Origin of the sequence: Knoellia sp. p5-6-4, from assembly GCF_029222705.1 — a bacterium.
Lineage (GTDB): Bacteria > Actinomycetota > Actinomycetes > Actinomycetales > Dermatophilaceae > Pedococcus_A.
Genome location: NZ_JARGZF010000002.1, coordinates 185457 through 202646, shown reverse-complemented (window position 1 = coordinate 202646; position 17190 = coordinate 185457). Strand labels below are relative to the sequence as shown.

General features: G+C 70.9%; 16 protein-coding genes. 11 read left to right on the top strand and 5 right to left on the bottom strand.

The genetic code is table 11. The features are described 5' to 3' along the window. Positions 1 to 73: 73 nt before the first annotated feature. Entirely contained in the window at positions 74 to 859 is a 786-nt protein-coding gene (locus tag P2F65_RS12405) for a DUF554 domain-containing protein (protein WP_275807998.1), read from the bottom strand. A 169-nt stretch (positions 860 to 1028) separates the two neighbouring features. Between P2F65_RS12405 and P2F65_RS12400 the strand changes: the two genes are divergently transcribed. Beyond that, positions 1029 to 1610 carry a GNAT family N-acetyltransferase gene (locus P2F65_RS12400; RefSeq protein ID WP_275807995.1) on the top strand — a complete coding sequence of 194 codons (582 nt, stop codon included), beginning with the start codon at positions 1029 to 1031 and terminating at the stop codon, positions 1608 to 1610. A gap of 1 nt (position 1611) precedes the next feature. Here the strand turns inward: P2F65_RS12400 and P2F65_RS12395 are convergent, their stop codons facing one another. Both P2F65_RS12395 and P2F65_RS12390 read right to left on the bottom strand, forming a co-directional pair. Next, a complete protein-coding gene (locus P2F65_RS12395; protein ID WP_275807992.1) occupies positions 1612 to 1974 on the bottom strand; it encodes a VOC family protein in 363 nt (120 codons plus the stop codon). A gap of 100 nt (positions 1975 to 2074) precedes the next feature. Further along, a complete protein-coding gene (locus P2F65_RS12390) occupies positions 2075 to 2476 on the bottom strand; it encodes a hotdog fold thioesterase (protein ID WP_275810629.1) in 402 nt (133 codons plus the stop codon). A 104-nt stretch (positions 2477 to 2580) separates the two neighbouring features. Here P2F65_RS12390 and polA point away from each other — a divergent pair, with 104 nt between their 5' ends. From polA to P2F65_RS12370, 4 genes are all read left to right on the top strand, one after another. Continuing rightward, on the top strand, positions 2581 to 5253 hold the full coding sequence (gene polA / locus P2F65_RS12385; protein ID WP_275807988.1) for a DNA polymerase I: 2673 nt from the start codon (positions 2581 to 2583) through the stop codon (positions 5251 to 5253). A 183-nt stretch (positions 5254 to 5436) separates the two neighbouring features. Then, entirely contained in the window at positions 5437 to 6036 is a 600-nt protein-coding gene (locus P2F65_RS12380; protein ID WP_275807985.1) for a hypothetical protein, read from the top strand. Further along, the gene (locus tag P2F65_RS12375) at positions 6033 to 8621 is read left to right on the top strand and encodes a hypothetical protein (RefSeq protein ID WP_275807982.1); all 2589 of its coding nucleotides are present in this window, start codon (positions 6033 to 6035) and stop codon (positions 8619 to 8621) included. Before P2F65_RS12380 ends, P2F65_RS12375 begins: the two co-directional genes overlap by 4 nt. A gap of 192 nt (positions 8622 to 8813) precedes the next feature. Next, complete coding sequence (locus P2F65_RS12370; RefSeq protein ID WP_275807980.1) at positions 8814 to 9599, top strand: alpha/beta fold hydrolase; 786 nt, start codon at positions 8814 to 8816, stop codon at positions 9597 to 9599. A 17-nt stretch (positions 9600 to 9616) separates the two neighbouring features. On the opposite strand, the gene P2F65_RS12365 is transcribed toward P2F65_RS12370, so the two are convergent. Next, positions 9617 to 10432: a class I SAM-dependent methyltransferase gene (locus P2F65_RS12365; protein ID WP_275807978.1), complete on the bottom strand. Its 816-nt coding sequence runs from the start codon at positions 10430 to 10432 to the stop codon at positions 9617 to 9619. A 143-nt stretch (positions 10433 to 10575) separates the two neighbouring features. Here P2F65_RS12365 and rpsA point away from each other — a divergent pair, with 143 nt between their 5' ends. From rpsA to uvrB, 6 genes are all read left to right on the top strand, one after another. Beyond that, positions 10576 to 12069: a 30S ribosomal protein S1 gene (rpsA, locus tag P2F65_RS12360; protein WP_275807975.1), complete on the top strand. Its 1494-nt coding sequence runs from the start codon at positions 10576 to 10578 to the stop codon at positions 12067 to 12069. Between the two features lie 101 nt (positions 12070 to 12170). Next, positions 12171 to 12635 carry a PPOX class F420-dependent oxidoreductase gene (locus P2F65_RS12355; protein WP_275807972.1) on the top strand — a complete coding sequence of 155 codons (465 nt, stop codon included), beginning with the start codon at positions 12171 to 12173 and terminating at the stop codon, positions 12633 to 12635. A gap of 30 nt (positions 12636 to 12665) precedes the next feature. Next, complete coding sequence (gene coaE / locus P2F65_RS12350; protein WP_275807969.1) at positions 12666 to 13859, top strand: dephospho-CoA kinase; 1194 nt, start codon at positions 12666 to 12668, stop codon at positions 13857 to 13859. Continuing rightward, complete coding sequence (locus tag P2F65_RS12345; RefSeq protein ID WP_275807966.1) at positions 13852 to 14265, top strand: DUF202 domain-containing protein; 414 nt, start codon at positions 13852 to 13854, stop codon at positions 14263 to 14265. Before coaE ends, P2F65_RS12345 begins: the two co-directional genes overlap by 8 nt. Continuing rightward, on the top strand, positions 14262 to 14585 hold the full coding sequence (locus P2F65_RS12340) for a DUF202 domain-containing protein (RefSeq protein ID WP_275807963.1): 324 nt from the start codon (positions 14262 to 14264) through the stop codon (positions 14583 to 14585). Before P2F65_RS12345 ends, P2F65_RS12340 begins: the two co-directional genes overlap by 4 nt. 86 nt (positions 14586 to 14671) lie before the next feature. After that, positions 14672 to 16789, top strand: a complete 2118-nt coding sequence (gene uvrB / locus P2F65_RS12335) for an excinuclease ABC subunit UvrB (protein WP_275807960.1) — start codon at positions 14672 to 14674, stop codon at positions 16787 to 16789. 72 nt (positions 16790 to 16861) lie between these two features. Here uvrB and P2F65_RS12330 read toward each other — a convergent pair whose 3' ends face one another. Next, the gene (locus P2F65_RS12330; protein ID WP_275807957.1) at positions 16862 to 17134 is read right to left on the bottom strand and encodes a Rho termination factor N-terminal domain-containing protein; all 273 of its coding nucleotides are present in this window, start codon (positions 17132 to 17134) and stop codon (positions 16862 to 16864) included. Between the last annotated feature and the right edge of the window lie 56 nt (positions 17135 to 17190).

The window sequence follows — 17190 nt, the reverse complement described above, 5'->3', positions numbered from 1 at the left end:
ACCAGGAGGGCGCGCCTCGACCTGTGGACACCGTGGCGCCGCCGCCGCGGCTGTGGGCGATGCGGCTGCGGGGTCAGCGGAGGGCGACGACCAGCTGGGTCAGCAGGGGCGCCACCACGAGCGCCGGCAGGATGTCGCCGACCGGCACCTGCTTGATGTTGAGCAGCCGGAAGCTGATGCCCACCAGCAACAGGCCGCCGGTCGCGGTCAGGGCGGCGATGTGCGCGTCGGGCAGCAGCGAGCCCAGCAGCACACCGAGCAGGGTGAGCAGACCCTGGACCACTGCCACCGAGACGGCCGAGAACAGCACGCCGACGCCGAACGAGGAGGCGAAGGCCATCGCGGCGAAGCCGTCGAGCACCGCCTTGAGGGTGAGCTGCTCGATCCCGCGGCCGAGGCCGTCGGAGAGCGAGCCGAGGATGGTCAGGGGCCCGACGCAGAACAGCAGCGAGGCGCTCATCCAGCCCTCGATGAACCGCTCGCGCGCGGCGTGGTCCACCCCGGCCTCGGCCGCCCCGACGAGCGCGGGCCGCCTGGCCAGGCGGTACTGCACGACGCCGGCCAGGCTCTCCAGCCGCTCCTCGATGCGCAGGAGCGAGCCGCTGATGCCGCCGATGAGCAGCGAGCCCAGCACGATGAGCACGGGGGCGCCGGCGCCGACCGCCTCCCGGAGCGAAGCGTCGCCCACGCTGACGGCCGACAGCCCCGCCATGAGGAGCGTGGTCAGGCCCAGGACGTCGGTGACCACGGATCGCGTGTGGCTGGGCAGGCGGTGGCCGACCGCCATGCCGAGCAGGGAGCCCACGACCACCGTGGCCACGTTGATGACGGTCCCGAGCCCGGGGAAGTCGAGTGTCACGGGGCACACCCTATGCAGCGATTCGACCGGTTCCTCCGGAACCCCTTCACCACGACGGCAGGGTGGGCATAGAGTCTCCCCCCGGACGTCTCCCCGGGAGGCTCCGGCGAGCGCCGGGGGGCGCCGCAGGAAGAACTGCATGGTGTGCCACGACGATGGAGGAGTGCCTGTGAGCCGGCCGGGAGTCTGCGTCAAGCGGGTGTCCGACGACCTGGAGCGGTCGTTCACCGAGCTGTGGATGTCCTCGCGGGTCGAGAGCGGCGTCAGCCCCGAGGTCGCGGCCCGGGCCGCCTCCGAGGGCAAGGTCCGGTCCGCACTGCAGCGCGAGGACGTGCGCGCGTTCGTCGCCCTCGGCGAGGGCGGCCTGCCGGTCGGGTTCGTCGTCGCCACCCACAGCCCGTTCTCGGGGCTCACCGACTCGCCGAGCGTGGCCATCGACCAGCTCTACGTGGCACCCAAGGCCCGCCGGCACGGCGTCGCCCGCCACCTGCTCGCCGCGGTGACGGCGTATGCCGAGAAGCAGGGCTGCGAGCAGATCGGCTGCAACGTGCCCAGCCAGCAGCGTGACGCCAACCGCTTCTTCGCCCGCCTCGGGTTCAGCTCCCAGGTCGTGCGCCGGGTCACCAGCACCAGCGCGCTGCGCCGCCGGCTCGGCGCGGACGAGCCGCGCATCAGCCTCGACCAGATCCTGCACAAGCGCCGCTCGCTGCGGGCCCGCGCGAGCGCCGGGGCGAGCCGGCTGGCTGGCTGAGTCAGGTCGCGGTGGTGCCCTCGTAGAGGCCCACGTTGTTGCCGTCGGGGTCCTGGAAGATCGCCCACCAGCTGGTCTCGCTGATCGGCTGCTTGTCCATGACGACGGTGGCGCCGCTGTCGACAGCCTTGGCGAGCACCTCGTCGATCGAGTCGACCTCGACGTAGGAGCGTGGCTGGGTGAAGTCCTCGGAGCGGGGGGCCAGGCCGCCGCCCGAGACCTTGTTGGGGGCCTGCCACATGGGGTAGCCCTCGAAGCCGGGGAACTCGGCGATCTGCCAGCCGAAGAGCCCCGAGTAGAACGACGCGGCCCGGTCGAGGTCGCTGACCGGGATGTCGATGTGCGTGATGTCGCCGTGAGCCATGGGTCCCTCCCTGCGTCGGCGGGCCGGTGGTGTGCCCGCGCTCCCCACGACCCTGACCCGCTGGTGCCCCCGGGTCAAGACCTGCCGTGACCGAGGACGACTAGCTGGCGGGCGCGGTGTCGCGGATGAGGCAGGTGATGCGGCAGGTGCAGACCCGGCGGTCGCTCTCGTCGGTGACGACCACCTCGTAGCAGGCCAGGGTGTTGCCGAGGCTGATCGCAGTCGCCGTTGCGGTGACGAACCCGGTGCGCACGGCGCGGTGGTGGGTGGCGTTGATGTCCAGGCCCACCGCGACGCGCTCCGGGCCGGCGTGAATCGCCGACCCCAGGGAGCCGAGGGTCTCGGCGAGCACGACCGAGGCGCCGCCGTGCAGCAGGCCGTAGGGCTGGGTGTTGCCCTCGACCGGCATCCGGCCCACGAGCCGCTCGGGACTCGCCTCGAGCACCTCGATGTGCATCCGCTTCATCAGGGAGTGGGGGTTCATCTCCATCACGGCGTGCATGAAGGCGTCGTGGTTCCTCTGGGGGCCGGCGCTCATGGCGTCTCCTCCTCCGGTCGGCGGGGTGTGCTGGGTCGCTGTGGGTGGCGGGGCCTAGGCTGCCATGCGTGAGTCGACTTCTCCTCCTTGACGGCCATTCGCTTGCCTACCGGGCGTTCTTCGCGCTGCCGGTCGAGAACTTCTCCACCAGCACCGGGCAGCACACCAACGCCGTCTACGGCTTCACCTCGATGCTCATCAACGTGCTGCGCGACGAGCAGCCGACCCACGTGGGCGTGGCCTTCGACGTCTCCCGGCAGACGTTCCGCACGCAGGAGTACGCCGAGTACAAGGCCGGCCGCTCCGCGACCCCGAACGAGTTCAACGGGCAGGTGTCGCTGCTGCACGAGGTGCTCGACGCCCTCAACATCAGACACGTCGAGGTCGAGGGCTACGAGGCCGACGACGTCATCGCCACCCTGACGACGCAGGCTGTGGCCGACGGCATGGACGTCCTCATCTGCTCGGGCGACCGCGACACCCTGCAGCTCGTCTCCGAGAAGGTCACGGTCCTCTACCCGGTCAAGGGCGTCTCCGACCTGGCCCGCATGACGCCGGACGCCGTCGAGGCCAAGTACGGCGTGCGGCCTGACCGCTACAGCGACCTCGCCGCGCTCGTCGGCGAGTCCTCCGACAACCTCCCCGGCGTGCCGGGCGTCGGCCCGAAGACGGCAGCCAAGTGGCTGGGCCAGTACGGCGACCTGGCCGGCGTGGTGGCCCACGTCGACCAGATCAAGGGCAAGGCGGGGGAGTCGCTGCGCGAGCACCTCGACGGGGTGCTGCGCAACCGGCGCCTCAACGGACTCGTCCGCGACCTGGGCCTCCCGGTCGGCGTCAGGGAGCTCGAGCGGCACAACTGGGACCGCGAGAAGGTGCACACCGTCTTCGACGGCCTGGAGTTCCGTGTGCTGCGCGACCGGCTGTTCTCGACCATCGAGGCCCCCGAGCAGGAGGCCGAGTCCGGTTTCGAGGTCGAGGGCGTCACCCTGGCGCCCGCCGACGTGCCCGGCTGGCTGGACGAGCACGCCGCTGCGGGCGGACCGGTCGGTCTGCACGTGGTGGGCACCTGGGCGCGCGGGACGGGTGACGTGCAGGCCGTGGCCGTGGCCACGGCAGCCGGCCCGGCGGCATACATCGACGTCGCCACCCTCGACGACACGGCGGAGAAGGCGGTGGCGGCCTGGTTGTCGGACGCGACCCGGCCGAAGGTGCTGCACGATGCCAAGGGACCGCTGCAGGCCGTCGCTGCCCGCGGCTGGGACCTTCAGGGCATCGCCACCGACACCGCGCTGGCGGCGTACCTCGTGCGGCCCGACCAGCGCTCGTACGACCTCGCCGACCTCGTGCTGCGCAACCTCGGCCGCGAGCTGCGCGCGGAGGCCGAGAGCGGCGGTCAGGGGATGCTGGACTTCAGCGCCGACGGCGACAGCGAGGCGCAGGACGCCATGGTCCGGGCCCGGGCCGTGCTCGACCTCTCCGGTGCCCTCGGCGAGCAGCTCGAGGCCACGGGGGGAGCGCAGCTGCAGAAGGACGTCGAGCTGCCGCTGGTCTACGTGCTCGCGAAGATGGAGCGCACCGGCATCGCCGTCGACTGCGAGCAGATGCAGCGGCTCGAGTCCGACTTCGCCACCAAGGTGCGCGAGGCGCAGGAGGACTGCTACGACGCCATCGGGGGAGAGCAGATCAACCTCGGCTCGCCGAAGCAGCTCCAGGTCGTGCTCTTCGACACCCTCGGCATGCCGAAGACGAAGAAGACCAAGACCGGCTGGACCACCGACGCCGACGCGCTCACCGACCTCTACGCCAAGACCGAGCACCCCTTCCTCGAGGCCCTGCTGCGCCACCGTGACGCGACGCGGCTGCGCGTGACCGTCGAGGGACTGCTCAAGTCCGTGGCGGACGACGGCCGGATCCACACGACCTACCAGCAGACCATCGCCGCGACCGGGCGGCTGAGCTCGACGGACCCCAACCTGCAGAACATCCCGATCCGCACCGAGGAGGGCCGGCGCATCCGTCACGCCTTCGTCGTGGGCGAGGGCTACGAGTCGCTGATGTCGGCCGACTACAGCCAGATCGAGATGCGGATCATGGCCCACCTCTCCGGCGACGACGGTCTCATCGAGGCGTTCCGGACGGGGGAGGACCTGCACCGCTTCGTCGGGTCGCGGGTCTTCGGCGTCGACCCGCAGGACGTCACGCCCGAGATGCGCAGCAAGGTGAAGGCGATGTCCTACGGCCTGGCGTACGGGCTGTCGGCCTTCGGCCTGAGCAAGCAGCTGACCATCTCCACCGGTGAGGCGCAGGGGCTCATGGACGAGTACTTCGCCCGGTTCGGCGGCGTCCGCGACTACCTGCGGGACGTGGTGGCCGAGGCCCGCGCCACGGGCTACACCGCCACGATGCTGGGCCGGCGCCGCTACCTGCCGGACCTGACCAGTGACAACCGCCAGCGCCGCGAAGGGGCCGAGCGAATGGCCCTCAACGCCCCCATCCAGGGCTCGGCCGCCGACATCATCAAGCTGGCCATGCTGCGGGTGGAGGACGCCCTCAGCAAGGCCGGTGCGAGGTCGCGCCAGCTGCTCCAGGTGCACGACGAGCTCGTGCTCGAGGTCGCGCCGGGGGAGAAGGACGACGTCGAGGCGCTGGTGCGCAAGGAGATGGGCGAGGCCATCGCGATGGATGTGCCGCTCGAGGTCAGCGTGGGCGTCGGGCACTCCTGGCACGACGCGGCCCACTGAGCGGGCGGTCGGGGGCGCATCCCGGCGGCTGGTGCTCGTGGGGCATCAGCCGTTCGGTTCCGTCTTCGCCACGACACGAGTGTTTTCGCGGGGTTTGGGGCTGAGCGACCCGACTTTGCCCCATACTTGCCGGTAACCGTGCACCCGCCGCAGAAGCCGGGTGCCTTTTTACGTGAGGTGGAAATGCGAAGGAGCCTGATCTCCGGGCTGGTCCTGGCCGTGTTCGCAGCGCTCGTCATCGGGCTGGGGCAGCTCTTCGGCCTTGACCTGCAGCCTGTCGCGCTGCTCGGTGCGGCACTCGGCGGTGTCCTCGGGCTGGTGCCCCACCGCTTCCCGTTGGGCAAGCTGGGCGGCTTCGTCCTGGGGTTCGTGGTCGCGTGGGTGGGCTACGCGCTGCGGGCCGCGGTGCTGCCGGACGCGTCTGCCGGACGAGCCGTTGCCGTGTTCGTCGTCGTCGCCGTCATCGCTGGTTGCTGCGCCCTGAGTGCGGGCCGCGTCCCTGTCTGGAGCGCTCTGCTGGGCGCCGCGGCGATCGCCGGCGCCTACGAGGAGATCTACACCAACGCCCCCTCGCAGTTCCTCAAGGAGTCGCCGACGGCGGCGACCACGGTGCTGTTCGCGGCGGCCCTGGGCTACCTCGCCACCACCTTGGTGGGTGAGCGCGAGGTGCAGGTCGTCGCCACGGAGGGCGAGCAGGAGCGGAGCCGCCACGTGCGCCGTGCTGACGATGACGCCCCCACGACCAACGCCATGGACCACCTTCTTGTAGGAGAGAGCAAGTGATCAGCAGGAAGACCGCCGCACGCGCCGGCGCCTCGTTCTTCGCCGTGCCCGCTGCGGTCGTCATGGCGGCCGGTCCCTCCATGGCTGCGTCATCGGGTGATGTGCTCGTCACCAACACCGAGACCGTCCAGGCCTACCTGAGCGCCACCGGCCGGCTCGAGGTCGCGCGCGTCTACGAGCAGGTGGCCATGAAGGGCAAGGGGAAGGTCGAGCTGTCCAACCCCGTCGAGGCCAACGGTCTGCGCAACCTCGACGAGTTCGGCGGCTTCGAGGTGCGCGACGGCAACGTCGTCGGCACCTACGAGGTCGACGGTGAGAAGCGCCTGCGCACCGTCAGCGACTTCACCAGGGAGCTCCCGCTCGACGTCGACGTGACCTACACGCTCGACGGCAAGGAGGTGAAGCCGGGAGACGTCGTCGGCAAGTCCGGCGTGCTCAAGGTGCAGTACACCGTCCGCAACGTGACGGGGAAGCCGCAGGAGGTCACCTTCGACGACGGCACCGGCACGATGGTCACGGCAACCGAGGACGTCGTCATCCCCATGGTGGGGTCCCTGTCGACCGTCCTGCCGTCGAACTTCACCGACGTGCGCTCGGCCGAAGCCAACATGGCCGGTGACGGGCGTGGGGGCACGAAGATGTCCTTCACGATGACCCTCTTCGGCCCGATTGGGAAGCCCGAGGCGACGTTCGGCTACGAGGCGCAGATCACCGACGGCGTGGTCCCGAAGGCGTCCATCTCGGCCCTGCCGGTCAGCCCCCTGGACAGCCCCTCCTTCAAGGGCGGCGCCGAGTCCTACAAGGGTGGCGCCCAGACCGGTGCCACCCTCACCGCCGGTGCCACGGAGATCGACGCGAACCTCCTGAAGCTGCGTGACGGCGCAGGCGAGCTCCTCGCGGGCCTGATCCAGCTGCGCGACGGCGCGAACAAGCTCAACGCCGGGCTCTCCGGCGAGGCCGCGCCCGGCGCCAGGAAGCTCGCCGATGGCGCCGCCGAGTTGAAGGGTGGCACCGGCAAGCTCGCGGGCGGCACGGACCGGCTGGCCGACGGCGCTGCCGAGGCCAGTGTCGGCGCCGATGCCCTGGCCGAGGGCTCGGCCCAGGTTGCCGACGGCCTCCTCGAGGCCGGCGCGAAGGCGCCGGCCCTCATCGACGGACTCACCCAGGTGTCGGAGGGCCTCGCCCTCGTCGACGGCGGCCTGGTCAAGATGTACACGTCCATCGGAGGCCTCAACGAGCACCCGGGCGTGGTCAAGATGCATCAGGGCATGGGGGCGATGATCGCCGGCCTCGGCACGAAGGCCAACGACCAGACCCTCATCGGCGGCGTGGAGAAGCTGCGGGCCGGACTCGCAGCTGCAACCAAGGACGGCGGTAGCCTCGACCAGCTCAAGGGTGGGGTCGACGCCTCGGCGCAGGGTGCGCTGGACCTTGCAGCGGGGGTGGCGAACGCAGTCGCCGGCATCGACGCAGTGAAGAAGGGCCACGACGACGCGCTCGCCGCCGGCGGCAGCATCGACCAGGTCGAGCTCGGCATCAAGTCGATCAAGGGCGTCCCGTCGTGCAGTGCCGACCCTGTGTGCCTCGGCACTGTGGACGGGGTTGCTGCGCAGATCGAGACCAAGCTGCGCGACAGCTCGACCGCGGCATCGACGGGGCTGGGACAGATCAGCGGTGGTCTCAGCGGTACCGCCATCCCTGGTCTGCAGAAGCTGTCCGGCGGGCTGAGCACGCAGGTCTCGCCCGGACTGGCCCAGCTCAAGACAAGCCTGAGCGAGGGTGCCGTGGGCCTGGCGAAGATCGAGTGCGGGCTCAGCTCGGCCTCGCTGCCGGTCTGTGACCCGGCCAAGCCGGGCCTGCTCGAGGGCATCGGCGCGGTCGACGCAGGTCTCACCGCGCTGGTGAACGGCGTGATCGGCAACGTGCAGGGCGGCGTCGGCGACGATGACGACACCAAGGAGGACGAGACCCTTCGTGGCGGCGTCCACTCACTCCAGGAGGGTGTCGGCCTGCTGTCCGCCGGTGGCGGCGACCTCCTCGAGGGCCTGGGGCTGCTGAGCGACGGGGCGGGCCTGGTGGCCGAGGGCAACGCCCAGCTGGCCGACGGCGTCTACCAGATCGCCGGCGGTGCCGACGAGCTGGCCGCCGGTGCGGACAAGCTCGACGCCGGTGCCAGCCAGATCGCCGACGGCGCGAACCAGCTCTCGTCCGGTCTCGGTGACGCGGCGGACGGCTCCGGCCAGATCGCCGACGGCCTCGAGAAGGCGGCTGACGGAGCCCCGCAGATCAAGGACGGCGCCCAGCGCCTGTCCGACGAGGGCACCAAGAAGCTCGTCGAGGCGGGCAAGTCGACCGCGGCCGACTACGGGCAGAAGTACGCCCTGATCGAGGCCGGCGCCCAGCGGGCCAAGGCCGAGGGCATGGCCTACGGCGCACCGGCGGATGCCGCGGGCAACACGGCATACAGCTTCGAGCTGGCCGCCATGTCGGGGGAGGGCAGCCGCAACCTCGGACGCGGCCTGGGCGCCGCCGCGGTCTTCGGACTCGCCGGGGCCGCCGCGTTCCTGCGGCGCCGCTTCATCTGACCAGAGTCATCTGACCAGAGCGGGCAGGAATGTGGGGTCGGTCCATCTCGGACCGGCCCCACACCCGTCTGCGCCCTCCACTCACCGCAAATGCATGACCGGGCGCTGCTCTGATGGGGTGATGCGGTCGGTGCGCTCCGGCGCCTAGCGTTCTCGCGTGACGAGGTGGCCGGGCGCCCCGGGGAGGCGGAGGTGAACGGGCAGCCGGTCGGCATGGCGAGCCTGTCCCTCGGGGCAGGCCCGCCGCTGCTGCTGCTGCCCGGTCTCACCCCGGACCACGAGCCGCCCACCGGCACGGACCGCTGGTTCCAGCTGCGGTCGATGCGCCGGCTCGCACCGGCTCGCCAGGTCTGGTGGGTGAACCGCAGGCGTGGGCTCGCCGAGGGCACCACCATGGCCGACCTCGCCGAGGACTACGCGACGATGCTGCGGGAGTGGCAGGCGCCACCGATCGACGTCGTCGGCGTCTCCACGGGCGGCAGCGTCGCCCTGCAGCTCGCTGCCGACCACCCGCAGGTCGTGCGACGGCTGGTCCTCGTCGCCTCCGGCTGTCGGCTCGGGCCGCAGGGCCACGCCGGGCAGCGTCGCGCGATCGAGGCGCTGGAGCGCGGGGACCGGCGGACGGCGGCGGCCATCCTCATGGAGCTGGCCGCCGCGGGGCGCCTCACCCGCGCCGCTCTGCGGGCCGCGGGCTGGCTCGTGCCGTCGCTCGTCGTCGCCCGTGACACCCACGACCTGCGGGTCACGATGCAGGCAGAGGACGCCTTCGACCTCGCCGACCGGCTGCAGTCGATCAGCGCGCCGACCCTTGTCATCGGCGGCGACCGCGACGCCTACTACGGTGAGGGAGTCTTCCGCGAGACCGCCGACGCACTGCCGTTCGGCCACCTGGTGCTCCTCCCGGGGGCCGGACACGCCGCCACCGTGGCCGACCGACACCTCGGCGAGCAGGTCGACGCCTTCCTCGGCCACCGCTGACCCGGGCGCGCCGCGGGTCAGTCGGAGGGCTTGTCGCAGACGAAGACAGCCGTGCCCGGGAAGAGCCGGCCCCGCAGCGGCGACCAGCCGCCCCAGGTAGCGGTGTTGCGCTCGGGCCACTCGAGCTCGACGAGGTCGGTCAGCACCAGCCCCCCGGCCACGACCTCGCGCACCCGGTCGCCGATGGTGCGATGGTGCTCGACGTAGGTCGCCTCGCCGTCCGAGTCCGCCTCGACGTAGGGCGTTCGGTCGAAGTAGGACTGGGTGAGGGTCAGGCCGGGCTCACCGGGGTCGTCGGGAAAGGCCCACCGGAACGGGTGGGTGGTGGAGAAGACGAAGCGGCCGCCGGGCCGCAGCACGCGGGCCGCCTCGCGCACGAGCAGCGCCGAGTCGGCCACGAACGGCACCGCACCGTATGCCGTGAACACGGCGTCGAAGGCTGCGTCACCGAAGGGAAGGGCCGTGGCGTCGCACTGCAGGAGGGGGACCGCCGCGCGCCGGTCGCTCACCCTCGAGTTGAGGGTCAGGCCGGTGCGCAGCATGCCGGAGGACAGGTCGGTGGCCACGACGGTCGCCCCCTGCGTGGCCAGCCAGCGGGAGCACTGGCCCGCGCCGGCGCCGATCTCGAGCACGCGGCGACCGGCCACGTCTCCCAGGAGGTGCAGCTCCGACTCGCGCCAGCCCTCCGGGCCCCAGGTGAGCTCGGCGTCGCCGAGGAAGGCGCCGTGCTCCGCGTAGTACTCGCCTGCCTCGGCGTCCCACCACCCGCGGTTGGCGACCGCGGTCTCCTCGGGCCCGGCGACCCGACGGTTGACCTGCGCAAACCCGCTCACCCGCACACCTCTCGCTTTTGACCTCGCCCTGACGGCATCGGTAGTCTGGTCGGGCACATCCGTGTGCGCGCTTTGGCATGTCCGTCAGCGTGCCCACAACCGAACACCTTCTATTCACTGTCCACCATCGGAGTTCCTACTACATGACTGCCAGCACGGTCGAAAAGACCGCCCCTCAGGTTGCCATCAACGACATTGGCTCTGAGGAAGACCTCCTTGCCGCGATCGACGCGACCATCAAGGACTTCAACGACGGCGACATCGTCGAGGGTCGCATCGTCAAGGTCGACCGGGACGAGGTCCTGCTCGACATCGGCTACAAGACCGAGGGCGTCATCCCCTCGCGTGAGCTGTCCATCAAGCACGACGTCGACCCGTCCGAGGTCGTTGCCGTCGGCGACGAGGTCGAAGCCCTCGTCCTCCAGAAGGAGGACAAGGAAGGCCGCCTGATCCTGTCCAAGAAGCGTGCGCAGTACGAGCGCGCCTGGGGCACGATCGAGAAGATCAAGGAGGAGGACGGCGTCGTCACCGGCACCGTCATCGAGGTCGTCAAGGGTGGTCTCATCCTCGACATCGGCCTGCGTGGCTTCCTGCCCGCGTCCCTCGTCGAGATGCGCCGGGTCCGCGACCTCCAGCCGTACGTCGGCAAGGAGATCGAGGCCAAGATCATCGAGCTCGACAAGAACCGCAACAACGTGGTCCTGTCGCGCCGTGCGTGGCTCGAGCAGACCCAGTCGGAGGTCCGCACGACCTTCCTCAAGGAGCTCCAGAAGGGCCAGGTCCGCTCCGGTGTCGTGTCGTCGATCGTCAACTTCGGTGCGTTCGTCGACCTCGGTGGTGTGGACGGTCTGGTCCACGTCTCCGAGCTGTCCTGGAAGCACATCGACCACCCGTCCGAGGTCGTGGAGGTCGGCAACGAGGTCACCGTCGAGGTGCTCGACGTCGACATGGACCGCGAGCGTGTCTCCCTGTCGCTGAAGGCGACCCAGGAGGACCCGTGGCAGCACTTCGCCCGGACCCACGCGATCGGCCAGGTCGTGCCGGGCAAGGTCACCAAGCTCGTCCCGTTCGGTGCGTTCGTCCGCGTCGACGACGGCATCGAGGGCCTGGTCCACATCTCCGAGCTGGCCGAGCGCCACGTGGAGCTGCCGGAGCAGGTCGTCAACGTCGGCAACGAGATCTTCGTCAAGGTCATCGACATCGACCTCGAGCGTCGCCGCATCTCGTTGTCGCTCAAGCAGGCCAACGACGAGAGCGTCCCGGTCGCCGAGTTCGACCCGACCCTCTACGGCATGGCCGCCGAGTACGACGAGCAGGGCAACTACAAGTACCCGGAGGGCTTCGACCCGGAGACCAACGAGTGGCTCGAGGGCTTCGACGCCCAGCGCGAGAAGTGGGAGAAGCAGTACGCCGAGGCCCACGCCCGCTGGGAGGCCCACAAGGCCCAGGTCGAGGCGGCCCACGCTGCCGACGCCGAGGCCGCTGCTGGCGCGAGCACCTCGACGTCCTACTCCTCGGACTCGGGTGCCGTTTCCTCCGACGAGGGTGCCGGTCGCCCGAGCGCCCCGGCCTCCGAGGGCACCCTTGCCTCGGACGAGGCGCTGGCTGCTCTTCGCGAGAAGCTCACCGGCAACTGACCTTCGTCGGTATGCCGTGAAGGCCCGGTCCCCGCAAGGGGGCCGGGCCTTCGCCGTGCGCGGGCGTTGCGTGCCGTGCCGGCCGTGTCAGGATGGCCGGCATGGCACGCACCATCGCGACGAACACCGAGGTCGACCTCGAGGGACTTCTCGACTTCGTCCGGCCGCGGCACCACATGGTCCTCATCACCACGCGGTCGGACGGCCGGCCCCAGGCGTCGCCGGTGACCGGGGGAGTGGACGGGGCCGGCCGGATCGTCGTCTCCACCTACCCCGAGCGGGCCAAGACGGCCAACGCGCGACGCGACCCCGCGGTGAGCGTCGTGGTGCTGTCCGACGACTTCGGCGGCGCCTGGGTGCAGGTCGACGGTGACTGCGAGGTGATCGACGCGCCCGACTCGGTCGAGCCCCTCGTGGAGTACTTCCGCTGCATCTCCGGGGAGCACCCCGACTGGGAGGAGTACCGCCAGGCGATGCGCGACCAGGGCAAGTCGCTGCTGCGCATCACGCCCACGCGCTGGTCGCCGGTCGCCACCGGTGGCTTCCCGGCCCGCCTCGCGGACTGACCCGACGCCGTCGCCGCTACAGTGGCGCCCATGCTGCGCGTCGGCCTCTCCGGGGGCATCGGGTCGGGGAAGTCCTGCGCCGCACAGCGGTTCTCCGAGCTCGGGGCCGTGGTCATCGACGCGGACCAGCTGGCCCGCGAGGTCGTCGCCGCCGGCTCGGAGGGACTGGCTGCGATCGTCGACCGGTTCGGGGACGACGTCCTCGAGGAGGACGGCAGCCTGAACCGCGCGGCGCTCGGAGCCGTGGTCTTCGCCGACGAGCGCGCGCGACACGACCTCGAGCAGCTCACCCACCCGCGGATCGCCCAACGAACGGCCGAGCTCGTGGCCGCGGCACCCGAGGACGCCGTCGTCGTCCACGACGTGCCGCTGCTGGTGGAGAAGCACTACGGCCCGTCGTACCACCTGGTCGTCATCGTCGGGGCCGACCAGCGCACCCGGCTGCGCCGGCTGATGGAGGGCCGCGGCATGACCGAGGACGACGTGCGCGGTCGGATGGCCGCCCAGGCCAGCGACGCGGAGCGACGGGCCGCTGCCGACGTGTGGCTCGACAACGGCGGCACCAGGGACGAGCTCCGGGGCGCGGTGGACGAGCTCTGGCACGAGCGACTGGTGCCCTTCGAGCACAACGTGCGTCACGGCATACGGGTGCGCCGGCCGGAGCGACTGGAGCTGGTGCCGCACGACCCCACGTGGGCGACCCAGGCACAGCGCCTGCTCGAGCGGCTGCGCCTCGCCTTCGGCGACACCCTGGTGACGGCCGACCACATCGGGAGCACGGCGGTCCCCGGCCTGGTCGCCAAGGACGTCATCGACCTGCAGGTGGGAGTCGGCGAGCTGCGGGACGCGGACTACCCCGCGCTGCTCGACCGACTGGCGCGAGCGGGTTTCCCCCGTCCCCACGACGCCCCCAGAGCCGACAACCCCAAGGACGGCGGCGTCTGGGCCAAGCGGTTCCATGGTGCCGCCGACCCCGGACGGCCCGTCCACCTCCACGTGCGCGAGGTGGGCAGCCCGGGCTGGCGGTGGGCGCTGCTCTTCCGCGACTGGTTGCGGGCGGACCCCGTCGCCTGTGGCGAGTATGCCGCGGAGAAGGCCCGGCTCGCGGCCACCTGTGTGGGGACCAGCGCCTACACCGAGGCCAAGGAGCCGTGGTTCGACAGCATCCACGAGCGTGCCGAGGACTGGGCGCGGCGCACAGGATGGGAGCCCGGGCGTGGCTGACGAGCGAAGAAGCCCCCAGCCGACGGTCGAGACGCACGACCGCCGGCCTGAGAGCGTGTACGGGGTCGGCGACGAACCCGACCCCCGCTTCTCGATGGCCAACGAGCGCACGGCGCTGGCGTGGATGCGCACGGCCCTGGCGCTGGTGGCCGGTGGCGTCGCTCTGATCTCGGTCGCCTCGCTCGCCGAGATGCCGAGCTGGGCGCCTCTGGTCGGCGCGGCCTCATGCCTGGGTGGGGCTGCTCTGGCGATCCGGGCGCTGCGCAGCTGGGCGCGCGTCGAGCGGGCCCTGCGGCTGCGCCAGCCGCTGCCGGCCCCGCGTTCGCTGCCCATGCTGGCCACCGGCGTCGTGGTGCTCGCGAGCCTCACCCTGGTGCTCGGCGTGATCGAGGCAACCCGGCAGTGAGCCGGATCCCGGATCGCCAGGCGCTGCAGCCGGAGCGGACGGCCCTGGCCTGGCAGCGCACCTCCCTGACCGCGATGGTGCTGGTGCTGCCGCTCGTCGTCGTGGCCGTGCGGCTGGAGAGCTGGTCGCTGGTGGTGGCGGGTGCGCTGGCGACCATGACGGGGGCCTTGCTCGTGCTGGGGGTGCGGCTGCGGTTCGACCAGCTCCGTGACGACAGCCGGGGCTACTCGCCCTTCCCGGTCATGGTCAGGGTGCTGGTCGTGACCCTGATGGGAGCCGTCCTGGGGATCGCGGCAGCGGTGTCCGCCCTCCTGGCCTGACCCTCGCGCCGGGGTGCCCGGGCTGCGCCCGGGGGTGGCCGACGGCCGCGGCGAGCGCTGTCGGCGGTGGGGCTTACGGTGGTGGCATGCGTCCGACGACTGACCTGCAGCGCACGGTGGCACCCTTCCGGGTCGAGTCCGAGTTCCAGCCTGCCGGTGACCAGCCTGCGGCCATCGCCGAGCTCGCCCGGCGGATCGACGCGGGGGAGCAGGACGTCGTGCTGCTCGGCGCCACCGGCACCGGCAAGTCGGCGACCACGGCCTGGCTCATCGAGCAGGTGCAGCGCCCGACCCTGGTCATGGCCCCGAACAAGACGCTCGCCGCCCAGCTCGCCAACGAGTTCCGCGAGCTGCTGCCCAACAACGCGGTCGAGTACTTCGTCTCCTACTACGACTACTACCAACCCGAGGCGTACGTCCCGCAGACGGACACCTACATCGAGAAGGACTCGTCCATCAACGACGAGGTCGAGCGGCTGCGGCACAGCGCCACCAACTCGCTGCTGACCCGGCGCGACGTCGTCGTCGTCGCCTCGGTGTCCTGCATCTACGGCCTGGGTACGCCGCAGGAGTACGTGGACCGGATGGTTCGCCTGCGCGTCGGCATGGAGATCGAGCGCGACGAGCTGCTCAGGCGGTTCGTCCAGATGCAGTACACCCGCAACGACCTCGCCTTCACCCGCGGGACCTTCAGGGTCCGCGGCGACACCGTGGAGATCATCCCCGTCTACGAGGAGCTCGCGGTGCGCATCGAGTTCTTCGGAGACGAGGTCGAGCGGATCTACACGCTCAACCCGGTCTCCGGCGAGATCGTCCACGAGGAGCAGGAGATGTACGTGTTCCCGGCGACGCACTACGTCGCCGGCCCGGAGCGCATGGAGCGGGCCATCCGCGGCATCGAGCTCGAGCTGGCCGACCAGCTCGCGGCGTTCGAGAAGCAGGGAAAGCTGCTCGAGGCACAGCGGCTGCGCATGCGCACCACCTATGACATCGAGATGATGCGCCAGGTCGGCTCCTGCTCCGGCATCGAGAACTACTCGCTGCACATCGACGGCCGGTCCCGCGGCTCGGCACCCAACTGCCTGCTCGACTACTTCCCCGAGGACTTCCTGCTCGTCATCGATGAGTCCCATGTCACGGTGCCGCAGATCGGCGCGATGTACGAGGGCGACATGTCACGCAAGCGCACCCTCGTCGACCACGGCTTCCGGCTGCCGTCGGCCATGGACAACCGGCCGCTGAAGTGGGAGGAGTTCCTCGAGCGCATCGGCCAGACCGTCTACCTCTCGGCGACCCCCGGCCCGTACGAGCTGGCCAAGGCCGACGGCGTCGTCGAGCAGATCATCCGCCCCACCGGGCTGGTCGACCCCGAGGTGGTGCTCAAGCCCACCAAGGGCCAGATCGACGACCTGCTGCACGAGATCAACGAGCGGACGAAGAAGAACGAGCGCGTGCTCGTCACGACGCTGACCAAGAAGATGGCCGAGGACCTCACCGACTACCTCCTCGACAAGGGGGTGCGCGTCCGCTACCTCCACTCCGACATCGACACCCTGCGCCGCGTCGAGCTGCTCCGAGAGCTTCGGCTCGGGGAGTTCGACGTGCTGGTCGGCATCAACCTGCTCCGCGAGGGCCTCGACCTGCCGGAGGTGTCGCTGGTCAGCATCCTCGACGCCGACAAGGAGGGGTTCCTGCGCTCGGCGCGGTCGCTCATCCAGACCATCGGCCGAGCCGCCCGCAACGTGTCGGGCCAGGTGCACATGTACGCCGACAAGGTCACGCCCTCGATGCAGGAGGCGATCGAGGAGACCCAGCGCCGTCGCGAGAAGCAGATGGCCTACAACAAGGCCGCCGGCGTCGACCCGCAGCCGCTGCGCAAGAAGATCGCCGACATCACCGACATGCTCCAGCGCGAGGACGCCGACACCGAGGCACTCATGGGTTCCGGGCGGTCCCAGTCCCGCGGCAAGTCGGGCAAGACCGGCGGCCGCGGCGGGCGGGGCACGGTGCAGGCCGACGCAGGGGTGGCTTCCGACCGGCTCAAGGACCTGCCGGCCAACGACCTCGCGAACCTCATCCAGGAGCTGTCGACCCAGATGCACCAGGCCGCTGCCGACCTCCACTTCGAGCTGGCGGCCCGTTTGCGCGACGAGATCCAAGACCTCAAGAAGGAGCTGCGGCAGATGAGCCAGGCCACGCGCTGAGCACGCCGGGCCGAGCCGGAACACGCCCGCGCCGAGCCGGGGCGTGCTCGGGCTGAGCCGGCCTGAGCCGGGCTAGTGGGTGCGAAGGGCCTTGATGAGCTCGTCCTTCTTCATGCGGGAGCGGCCCTCGATGCCGATCTCCCCGGCGCGCCTGCGCAGGTCGGTCACGTTCCAGTCCTCGTAGTCGCCGCTCTTCCCGCCCTTGCGGCCCACCTCGGAGCGGGACGACCGGCTGGCGGCGTTCGCGATTCGGGCGGCCTTCTCCTTGGAGGCACCGTCCTCACGGAGCTCCTCGTAGAGCTCGGGGTCCTTGACGCTGGGTCCGTGTGACTTCTTGGCAGGCATCTCGTGCTCCCTTCGGCTGGACGCGCGAACGTGTTCGGCACCTCCTTCCTACCCGC

Bases quoted from the DNA above. Each gene is read 5' to 3' on its own strand.
- P2F65_RS12355 (WP_275807972.1), top strand. From the start codon at position 12,171: ATGGCACGCACCATCGCGACGAACACCGAGGTCGACCTCGAGGGACTT.
- coaE (WP_275807969.1), top strand. From the start codon at position 12,666: ATGCTGCGCGTCGGCCTCTCCGGGGGCATCGGGTCGGGGAAGTCCTGC.
- P2F65_RS12380 (WP_275807985.1), top strand. From the start codon at position 5,437: ATGCGAAGGAGCCTGATCTCCGGGCTGGTCCTGGCCGTGTTCGCAGCG.
- P2F65_RS12390 (WP_275810629.1), bottom strand. From the start codon at position 2,476: ATGCACGCCGTGATGGAGATGAACCCCCACTCCCTGATGAAGCGGATG.
- P2F65_RS12330 (WP_275807957.1), bottom strand. From the start codon at position 17,134: ATGCCTGCCAAGAAGTCACACGGACCCAGCGTCAAGGACCCCGAGCTC.
- rpsA (WP_275807975.1), top strand. From the start codon at position 10,576: ATGACTGCCAGCACGGTCGAAAAGACCGCCCCTCAGGTTGCCATCAAC.
- P2F65_RS12395 (WP_275807992.1), bottom strand. From the start codon at position 1,974: ATGGCTCACGGCGACATCACGCACATCGACATCCCGGTCAGCGACCTC.
- uvrB (WP_275807960.1), top strand. From the start codon at position 14,672: ATGCGTCCGACGACTGACCTGCAGCGCACGGTGGCACCCTTCCGGGTC.